Annotated in this window: 5 protein-coding genes; 1 reads left to right on the top strand and 4 read right to left on the bottom strand. The window is 73.6% G+C overall.

Translation table 11 applies throughout. From position 1 onward, the window contains the following. Positions 1–57: 57 nt before the first annotated feature. Positions 58–483: a DUF3037 domain-containing protein gene (locus tag NBZ85_RS21605; RefSeq protein WP_261558683.1), complete on the top strand. Its 426-nt coding sequence runs from the start codon at positions 58–60 to the stop codon at positions 481–483. A gap of 31 nt (positions 484–514) precedes the next feature. Here NBZ85_RS21605 and nicT read toward each other — a convergent pair whose 3' ends face one another. The 4 genes from nicT to NBZ85_RS21625 form a co-directional block, all read right to left on the bottom strand. After that, entirely contained in the window at positions 515–1663 is a 1149-nt protein-coding gene (nicT, locus tag NBZ85_RS21610; RefSeq protein WP_261558684.1) for a Nickel transporter NicT, read from the bottom strand. A 177-nt stretch (positions 1664–1840) separates the two neighbouring features. After that, positions 1841–6667, bottom strand: a complete 4827-nt coding sequence (locus tag NBZ85_RS21615; protein WP_261562495.1) for an alpha-(1->3)-arabinofuranosyltransferase domain-containing protein — start codon at positions 6665–6667, stop codon at positions 1841–1843. Positions 6668–6692: 25 nt separating this feature from the next. Beyond that, positions 6693–8051: a glycosyltransferase family 4 protein gene (locus tag NBZ85_RS21620; RefSeq protein WP_261558686.1), complete on the bottom strand. Its 1359-nt coding sequence runs from the start codon at positions 8049–8051 to the stop codon at positions 6693–6695. Next, a complete protein-coding gene (locus NBZ85_RS21625; RefSeq protein ID WP_261562496.1) occupies positions 8048–9700 on the bottom strand; it encodes a polysaccharide biosynthesis protein in 1653 nt (550 codons plus the stop codon). Before NBZ85_RS21625 ends, NBZ85_RS21620 begins: the two co-directional genes overlap by 4 nt. Positions 9701–9884: the final 184 nt, after the last annotated feature.

A 9884-nucleotide genomic window follows, 5' to 3' on the forward strand; every position in this document is an offset into this window, starting at 1 on the left:
GGCTGCGCGCCGGGGACTGGCTGCGCACCGGTGGGACGGCGGCGGGGGAGAGCCGCGATGCGTGAGCTGTTCGAGTACGCGACGATCCGGATCGTTCCCCGGGTGGAACGGGGCGAGTTCGTCAACGTCGGCGTGATGCTGTACTGCCAGCGCTCCCGCTACCTGGACCTGCGCTGCCGGCTCGACGAGGGGCGCCTGGGCGTTCTCGATCCCTACCTCGACCCGGCCGTCGTCGTCGCCCACCTGGCTGCGTTTCACGCCGTCTGCTGCGGCGGCGAGCAGGCCGGCCCGGCCGGGCGGCTCACTGCCGGCGAGCGGTTCCGCTGGCTGACCGCGCCGCGCAGCACCGTCGTGCAGACTTCGCCCGTCCACACCGGCCTGACCGGTGACCCGGAGGCCGAGCTGGACCGCCTCGTCGCCCTGCTGGTCGACCCGCCGGGATCGCCGTTTCCCCCGCCGGTCCCCGATTCCGCGGCCCGGTGACTCGCTGCGGAGATTCGCCGTGGGGATCCGCTCAGGCGGTCGGCTCGGGTTGGCCGCGTTCGGGTCCCGCCGCCGGCGTCCATCTCTCCTCGATGCGGCCGACCTTCCAGACCAGCAGGCTCACCGCCCAGGTGACGACGAACAGGCCGACGATGAAGTAGCCGACGACGTTCAGGTCGAGTCCCGAGACCCAGTCCCAGAAACCACCCGACAGGTGCGCCTTCTCGGCGAGAATGCCGAGTAGCTCGACGGTGCCGATGAGGAACGCGACCGCGACCGACAGGCCGGTGATGGTGATGTTGTAGTACGCCTTGCGGACCGGCTTGGAGAAGGCCCAGCCGTAGGCGAAGTTCATGAACGATCCGTCGATGGTGTCCAGCAGACTCATCCCGGCGGCGAAGAGGACCGGCAGCACGAGGATGGCGTACCAGGGCAGCCCGCTGCCGGCGGCACCCGCGGCGAGGAACAGCAGGGCGACCTCCGTCGCCGTGTCGAAACCGAGGCCGAACAGCAGTCCCAGTGGATACATCTGCCACGGTCGGGTGATCGCCCGGGTGAGGCGGCCGAGGAAGCGGTTGGCGAATCCGCGGGAATTCAGCCGCTCCTCCAGCGCCGCTTCGTCCACGATGCCGCGGCGCATGTCGCGGAACACGGCAACGATGCCGACGAGAACGGCGAGATTGATTCCGGCGATGAGGTAGAGAAAGCCGCCGGAGACGGTGGTGCCGATCCAGCCGGTGACGTCGTGCAGGGTCGACCCGTCGTCGGAGACCTCGCCGGCCAGCGAGCGCACCCCGACGCCGAACAGGACGGCCAGCGCGAACACGATCGTCGAGTGGCCGAGGGAGAAGAAGAATCCGACGGACAGCGGCCGCCGACCGTCCGTCATGAGCTTGCGGGTGGTGTTGTCGATCGCGGCGATGTGGTCGGCGTCGAACGCGTGCCGAAGCCCGAGGGTGTAGGCGGTGACCCCGAGGCCGACGCCGAACACCTGGCCGTCGGCGCCGAACCGGTAGTGGTGCGGCGCGATGACGGCCGTCAGCAGGATCCAACCGATCACGTGCAGGCCGATGATGACGGCGGCCATGGCGCCGATCGTCGTCCACTCCCGCCGGTCGAGCGAGCCCCTCACCCGGGCCCGCCGTTTCCGTCCTGCTCCGGTGACGACGGGCGTGGTCATGGGCGAGCCCCCTCGTTGCGCCCGTCAACGGTCTCGGGTGGTGTCCTGCCGGCCGGGCAGGCACGACCATAACCGGGACTAATGTGCTCCTGCAACACTGTTGCAGGAGCACCGAGGTGCCAGGTGGTGGGCCGGGCCGTCACCTCGAGCTGCCGCCGTGACGGCCGTGACGGCCCGTCAGCGGGTGTCGGCGGTGCCCTCTGTCCTGCCCGGCTCGGCGGGGGGCTGCGCCGGCGGCGCGGCCGTGGACCCTCGGCGCCCCTGGAGCATCGCGACGAGCTGGTCCGTGGCCAGCAGCAGCACCGCGAGCCACGACACAGTCGCGACCCGTCCGAACGCCTCCACCCAGTCACCGTTTGTCGGCAGCGAATGGCGGGCCTGGACCTCCAGCACGTACAAGGCGCTGACCACCAGGCAGACCGCCGGCCCGACTCGGGTCAGCCACCTGCCCCTCGGCACCAGCAGCGCGATCGCGGTGGCCAGGGCGACGACGATCCCGGCGTTCACCGAGACGAGGACCGTGGCGAGCAGCCCGGCACCCACCACCGCGCCCGCCACCGTCCGCCGGTCGACCCGCGCCGGCGGGATCGACCAGGGGTCGATCGTCGGCAGGTCCGGCTCGGGCATGGCCGCCCCCGCCGCGTGCGCCGCCGCCACCCGCCGCCGCGCGCGGCGGGTGGTGAGCAGCAGCAGGGCCAGGAAGAACACGACCGTCACCGCGGACAGCACCAGCGAATACCGGACGATCTGCTGCGGCGCCCAGGTCAGGGTCACGGTGAATGCCGCGGCCGTCGGGTTGACCCGCCAGCCGTTGGCGTAGCCGTCGACGAGCCGCGGCGCGCCCGCGTCGGCGCCGTTCACCGTCGCCTTCCAACCCCGGGACAGGCTCTCGCCGAGCACCAGCCAGAACGGTGTCCCCGGCTGGGCTCCGGTGACCTGCGCGGTGAACGACGTCGCGTCCGAGGACTGGACGGTGATCCGAGGCGCCGGGGCGACCGTCGCGGCGGGAGCGGCGGTGTCCACGGCGGGGGTGCCGGTGTCGCCGGCGCCCAGCCAGGGGCCGCCGCCGGCGTCCGAGGCGAGCAGGAGCCGGTCGAGGTCCATGCCCAGCTCGGCGCCGTCCCCGGTGGTGATCGTGTGCTCGCCGGGGCCGAGGGGGATTGCCCCACCGCAGGTGGACACCCGCAGGCCGAGGCGGTTCACCGCGTCGGCGGTGGAACCGTCGACGCGCACGCTGATCGGGTGACCGTCGATGCTCAGCAGGTCGTCCCGACAGGTCCCCGGCAGCTGGGCCGGCAGCTGGGCCGAGGGCGCCCCCGGTGCCTCGGTGACGCCGCCGGCCAGGCCCGGCAGCCCGATCTCGGCGATCCCCACCGGCATCGACAGCGGCGACCGGCTGATCGGGTCGATGCTTTTGACGGTGCGCACGTTGTCGACGACGAACCGCCAGGTGCTGCCGGTGACGGCCGGGAAGGTCAGGGTCACCTGCCGGGTGCCGCCACGCTGGGCGGTGTCGGTGACCGGGGGCACGGGCACCGAGCCGACGACCTGGCCGTCGACGATCAGCCCGATCCGGGTCGGCACCGAGTGCCGGCCGTCGGCCACGAGGGACATCGTCACCGAGGAGGTGGTGATCGGTGTCGGCGAGACGACCTGGAGCCAGCTGCCCCCGGGGTCGCCGATGCCGTGGCTCCATGCGGTGGTGGCGTCGCCGTCGAAGGCGCTCGACGACCGTGCCGCGATCGAACCGGGCAGCCGACCGGACGAGGTGACGACGGGCAGGTTCGACGGCCGCCCGAGCAGGCGGTCGATGTGGTCGTCGGCGGCGTACGCGGAGATCCGCGCCGTGCCGGTCAGCGCGAACGTCCGGGCCGTGGGCAGCGTGAACGACCGGCTGATGACCTCCTCGGTGTCCTGCTTGAACGGCTCGGCCGGATTGGCCCGGTCCCGCGACATCTGCAGGGCCAGGCGGTGGCCGAGAGAGGAGGCGCCGGCGGCGTCGAGGCTGTCGCTCGGCATCCGCAGCACCTCGTCGGCGGTCAGCGGCCTGCCGTCCGCGCCGGGGATCTCCACCTCGGCGAAACCGACCGCGGAGACGTTGTCGTAGGTGCGCTGACGGCCGAAGTTCGTCGCGTCGACCCGGATGCGCAGCGTGCGGAACGTGCGGCTCGGGAAGCTGACGACCTGGCCCGCCTCGGTGCGCGACGACGGGCTGAGGTCGACGGTGACGGGGGAGCCGCCGTCGAAGGTCAGCGTCGCCCGCGTGATCCACCGGTTGCGGGGCCCGGCCAGCGGCTGGATGAGCCGGACGTGGTCGGTCGTGGTCGGCGCGGCCAGCGTCGTCTGCCACGCCTCGCCGGACGGGTCGGTGAAGGCACCCACCCGCCAGGCGGTGTTGATGTTGCCGTCGATGCCGCGCACCGGCCGGTCCCACGGGCCGTAGGCGAAGGAGTTGCCGTAGCCCGACGCCGTCACCGCGGCGATCTTCGCCGGGGCGCCGGGGGCGTGCAGGGTCAGCGTGGTCTCGTTGGCGGCCGTCTCGTCGGCGAACAGCGGCAGCCGGTTGTCGTTGGGGTCCCTCTTCAGCGGGGCTACGCCGGGCTGCTCGACGTAGCCGAAGTTCTCCCGGACCCCCGTCCAACGCTCGGCCCGCAGCCGGTTGGTGTCGCTGACGAGCAGGTCGGCGCCGTCGTCGAGGGCCTGGGAGAGCTCGCCCGGCTTGCTGGCCAGCTCGGGGGCGTAGAGGATCGCCCGCCCGGACGCGACGGGCTCGGCGAGCAGCCCGGAGGCGGCCGCGTCGACCAGCGCCTCCCCGTTGCCGCTGACCAGCAACGGCCGGGCGGTGGTGGCGGTGCGCACGATCGGCTGGGTGTTCGAAACCGGGAAGACGGCCAGCGCCGGGGGATCGGGCACCGAGGCCTTCGTCCCGAGGGTGATCTCGTCGGTGAAGGGGATCCCCGGATCCTCGGCGATCGGCGGGCCGTAGGTCTGGGGCGCGCCGAGGCCGGCCGGGCGGGCTGCGGTGAACAGATCCCATGTCGCGCGGGGCCGCGGGGTGCGGTAACGCTCGTAGGCGAGGTTGCTGCGCAGCATCACGTCGCCGACGCCCATCAGCCGCGCCAGGTCCGGCACGGCGGAGGTCTCCAGCACGCCCTCCTGCATCCGGCGGTCCAGCGAGCGGACCAGGTCGACGGTGCCGGCCTCGCCGTACGGGATGAGTTCGCGCAGGACCAGCGGCCGGTCCATCAGGCCCTCGGTGACCGGGTCGAGGGTGCTGCCCCAGCGGTAGTGCGAGAAGTCGGCGCCGGGCAGCTCCAGCACCCGCGAGCCGTCGTCGCCGGCGTCGAGCGCCTTGGCGACCTGTGTCTCGTACGCGGGGACCTGCTCGGGGCGTTGCAGCAGCGGCTCGACGAACTCGCCGCGGAACAGCGGCGACATGTCCACGGCGATGATCACCAGCACCAGCCCCATCGCGAGCTGCGGGACTCCCGGCCGCCATCCCCGGGCACCACCACCGGTGCGACCGGCGGCGCGCCGCCCGCGGCGCCCACCGCCACCCACGTCCGCCCCGGCGGCCGCGCGCGTCGCGTACCGCTCCTGCAGGGCGGCCAGGCCGCCGGCGAGCAGCACCGACAGGCCGAGGACGACCATCGGGACCGCGCGCGGCAGCGAGCGCAGCGCGAGCCCGGCCGTCGATCCCTCCGCGAAGTCCTTGAACAGCCGACCCCAGGGAGAGGGGTCGTCGTAGGGGTAGACGCCGACGGCGATCGTGGTGCCCAGCAGGATCAGCGCGACGAAGTAGCCGCGATGCCCCCAGCGGATCGTCGAGGCCGCCGCGAGCGCGAGGATCGGCAGCGCGAAGCTGATGACGATCAGCCACAGGTCGTGCGTGTAGTGGGTGGCCGGCCCGATCCACGGGCCGAGCGCGTCCTGGCCGTAGAAGAACCAGTTGCCGAGCCCCCGTAGCACCTCCGATGCCTGCGAGCTGCTGGCGACCGTCTCGATCGTCTCGGTGAAGGCGAGCACGTTCAGCCCGTAACCGGCCTGTGTGTACAGCCCGGCGATCCACCACGCCGAGGTGACGAGGACGGCCAGCACCGCCCTGGTGCACATGCCCACGGCGGCGCCGAGGCGGACCTCCCGGGTGCCCCACACGGCGAACGGCACCCACAACAGCGGCGCGAACAGGATGAAGATGAGGCTGGAGGCGTTGATGCTGCCGATCGTCGTGACGACCAGGGCGAAGGCGGCCGGGAAGCGCCAGCCCGCCGGCCGCCAGCCGGCGCGGCCCGGCTCGGCCTCCCGCAGGCCACGCACGGTGATGCCGATCAGCCAGCCCAGCCCGGCGTAGGGCAACAGGATCGCCGAGATCCGCGCCTCGTACTCCAGGACGTAGGGCGAGAGCATGTAGCCGGCGGCGGCGACGAACGCGAACCGGTCGGGCCAGCGGAACGAGCGCAGCAGGAACAGCACGCCGGCGCCCGCGCCGAACAGGATCGAGCCCGTCCACAGCCGCTGCGCCACCCAGTCGGGCAGGCCAGCCGTGTCCAGCAGCCAGTAGAACAACCCCTGCGGGTAGAGGTAGCCGATGTTCTGGTGGGTGACCGTGCCCATACCGATCGCGGGGTCCCACATGGAGACCGCCCGGCGCAGCATCCGGCCCGGGTCGAGGTAGAGGTACGCCTTCGTGTCCGCGCCGATCTTGCCAGGCGCGGTGGCCAGCAGCGGCAGGTAGGCCACGGCGGCCAGCACCAGGGTCGGCCAGGACGGCCGCCGGAGGCCCCGCGACGCCGCAGCGCCGGCCCGGCCGGGCGGGCCCGGCCGCTCGCCGGACCGCGGGTTCGGCCGCCGAGCCGGGTTCGCGGGGTTCACGGCGCCGCCGGGGCCCGCCGGGTTTGCCGGGTTCGCCGGGTCCGCGGTGCGGGGGGACGGCGCCTGGGCGGAGCCGTCCGATGACGGCGGGCGACCCCCGTCGGCACCGGACGGCGACGTGGTCAGGGTCACCGGATCACCAGGGCGGTCGCCAGGGTCACCGGCGCTGGCCGATCACGCTCGCGGCACGGGCCGCGGGGAAGGCGGCGCCGCGCTGGCGGGCCGCCTCCCGCACGAGCGCGGCGAACGTGGCGCGGGCGGTCTCTGCCCAGGTGAACGTCGCAGCGTGGGCCAGAGCGCCGGCGGACAGCCGGGCGCGCAGGTCGTCGTCGGAGAGCACGCCGGCCAGTGTCTTGCCCAGATCGGTCGGGTCCTGCACCAACACGCCGGTCTCGCCGTCGACGACCGCGTCGGTGTGTCCGGCGATGCGGGTCGCCACCGACGGAGTGCCGCACGCCGCCGCTTCCGTGATCGTCATTCCCCAGCCCTCCCGCGCGGACGCGGAGGTGAGTACCCAGGCGCGCCGGTAGAGCGAGAGCAGCTCGTCGTCGTCGACGCGCCCGGCGAGGCGCAGCCACGTCCCCGCCCCGGCAGCGCGGATCTTCTTTTCCAGCTCCGCCCGCTCATAGCCGTCGCCGACGATCACCGCCTCCATCGTCGGGTGCTCGTCGTGGGCCCGCAGCAGGCCGTCGATGAGGATGTCGAAGCGCTTGACCGGCACCAGCCGGCCGACGGCGACGACGAGGGGATGCGGGGACCGCTCGCCGGCCGGGGTGAACGCCGGGTCGATCCCCGGCGGCACCACCGAGATGTTGCGCGGCGGCAGGCCGAGCAGCTCGATGATCTCGTGTCGGGACGACTGGGACAGCGTCAGGATCCGCGTGCGCCGGTAGAACGGCGGGGCGACCTTGAACTCCACCGACTCGCCGACCTTCGCCAGCTTCGGCGAGAGCACCATCCGCCACATCTCCGCGTGCACGTGGTGCAGGAACACCACCCGCGGGCAGCGGGCCCAGACGGGGGAGAAGAACGGCATGCCGTTCCAGATCTCCACCAGCCCGTCCCACGGGCCGGTGCGGCCCAGCGCCCCGGACAGGGCCGTCCGCGGGAAGACCGAGTAGCGCCCCGCCTTGCGCACCACCGAGTAGCCGTGGCGGCGGACCGACTCGGGATGGCCGGGGGCGAACGCGGTGCGCAGGCTCACGTCGATGCCCGCCTGCGCCCAGCGCTCGGCGACCTTGTCGGCGTGCAGCTCCGAGCCGCCGGACTCGGGGTCGTCGAGGTCGCGCCAGGCCAGCACGTGCACGCGGCGCAGGCCGGAGGACTCGACGAGCTCGGCGAGCGAGGGAGGCCGGGGGGCGTCCTCGATGCCGGGCGCGCCGAACTGCGGCGCCAGGATTCCCGGTGGCACCGCGGAGCCGACGCCGACCTGCGGCAGGATCAGGCCCGCGGGGGTCGGCGGAATCGTCGCGCCGGCGCCGGCGCCGGCGCTGCGGCCGTTGCTCGGCGCGGTCATGCCCGGGCCGTCCGACGGGCCGCGGCGAGCACCGACAGGCCGGTGACGACGGCCAGCGTCGCCTGGCAGGCGAGATCGGCCCGAGCGGTCGCCGTCGGTGAACCGTCCGCCCACAGCAGCAGGGGGACGGCCGCCGCGGCGGCGAGGGCCAGGGCCAGCAGGACGCCTCGCTCTCCGAGAGCGAGCAGGTAATGGGTGAACAGCACGGTAGCTCCGAGACAGGTCATCGCTGCGGCCAGGGGGAGGAGCGCGCCGGAGGCGTCGGTGAAACGAGGGCCGAAGGCCAGAGAAAGCAGTTTGTCTGGTGCGATGAGAGCGGCCGAGAGCAGCCCCGCCGCCGGTACGAGGAGTATTGCGATCGTCGCACCGAGTTGATGCAAAGCGTGCTGTCCGAGATGCCGGCGATCGGCGGCTTCCGGCAGCAGGAAACCGGCGAGCACCACCGCGGCCAGTACGATCACCTTGCTGGCGACGGAGACGGCCGCGTAGGAGCCCGACCGGTCCGGGGCGAGCCGGCCCTGCAGCAGCATGTCGACGTTCTGCAGCAGCCCGAGCAGCGCGAGCGCGACCAGTGCGGCGCCGACCTCCACCGCCAGCCGGGTCGGCGCCGCGCCGGGCGGTGCGGGGGAGGCCATGGGGGACTCCGCGGCAGGTGCGGCAGGTGCGGCGGGGGATGGCGCGGGAGAGACGGGGCCGGCGGCCGGCGCCGCGACGGCCCGGTCCCGGCCCATCGCGGCCGGGTTGCGGTGCAGGGTCCACCGCACGTGCACGAGCGCCGCGAGCACGCCGAGCAGGACACCGATCGCCGCGCCGGACTCGTCGAGGCCGACGAGCACCAGGCCGATCGTGAACACGGTCTTCACCACGGCGTCGACAAGCAGGTTCGTGGCCAGCGACCGGTACTGGCGGGCGCACTGCAGCAACCCCCGGTCGACGCACAGCAGGCACCACGCCGCCCCCGCCGTGATGATCTCGGCGACGCCGCCGGGGCCGGGCAGCGACAGCTCGCGGGCGACGTACCCCCGCCCGACGACCGCGAGCACCGCGACCACGAGCACGGTCGCGACGCCCACCCGGCGGACCCGGTCCACCCACTCCGCCAGCAGGTGTAGCCGCCCGTTGTGCTGCCAGGTGGTAATCCGCCGGACCACCCCGACGAGCAGCGCGCTGCCCGGCATGGACACGACGAAGAAGATCGCGATCAGCTGGGCAACCGCGCCGTAGGACCGGGTGCTCATCGCGCGGGCGATGATCAGGGTCACGCCCATGTTCGCGGCGTTGGCGAGCAGGCCGGCCAGGGCCAGGGGGACGGCGCCGCGCAGTGCGCCGCGCAGCCGGACGCCGCGGGTCTGCCGCAACCGCTTGCGCAGGGTCCAGCCGTCCTCGGCCCGCTCGGCCGTCCTGGCGCCGGCGGGAACCGGAGCGGCCACCGTCGCGCCCGCGGCCAGCGGTTCCGTCGCCCGCGTTGTGGTGGGCAGCGGGTTGGTAGGCAGCGGGCTGGCGGCCGTGGAGCGGCTTATCGCCGGTACCGCTGCCATCGGGCCGGTCGAGACGGGATCCGGCGCGAGGGGACCGGGTCTCGTCCGGTGCGCCGCCGCTCGCCGGGCGGTGGGCGAGAAGTCCCCCGGCGGGACGGCGTTGCGGTTCATCAGCGTCCTCCCCGACGACACACGCAGGCGTTCTCCCCAGCCGGCGCAGGGAGATGCCCGTGCGCGGCCGGTTCACCCGCAGCGGGGCGGCCGGCGGCGCGCTGCATCCGGGGAAGGGCATTCACCTGATCGTCAACGCCCTGCCTGTTGATTCCGCCTCAAGAGCGACGTCGGCGTCGACCAT

Source organism: Frankia tisae (assembly GCF_025403405.1).
Taxonomy (GTDB): Bacteria; Actinomycetota; Actinomycetes; order Frankiales; family Frankiaceae; genus Frankia; species Frankia tisai.

Excerpts from the sequence above, each read along its gene's own strand:
- nicT (WP_261558684.1), bottom strand. The coding sequence starts at position 1,663 with ATGACCACGCCCGTCGTCACCGGAGCAGGACGGAAACGGCGGGCCCGG.
- NBZ85_RS21620 (WP_261558686.1), bottom strand. The coding sequence starts at position 8,051 with ATGACCGCGCCGAGCAACGGCCGCAGCGCCGGCGCCGGCGCCGGCGCG.
- NBZ85_RS21625 (WP_261562496.1), bottom strand. The coding sequence starts at position 9,700 with ATGAACCGCAACGCCGTCCCGCCGGGGGACTTCTCGCCCACCGCCCGG.
- NBZ85_RS21605 (WP_261558683.1), top strand. The coding sequence starts at position 58 with ATGCGTGAGCTGTTCGAGTACGCGACGATCCGGATCGTTCCCCGGGTG.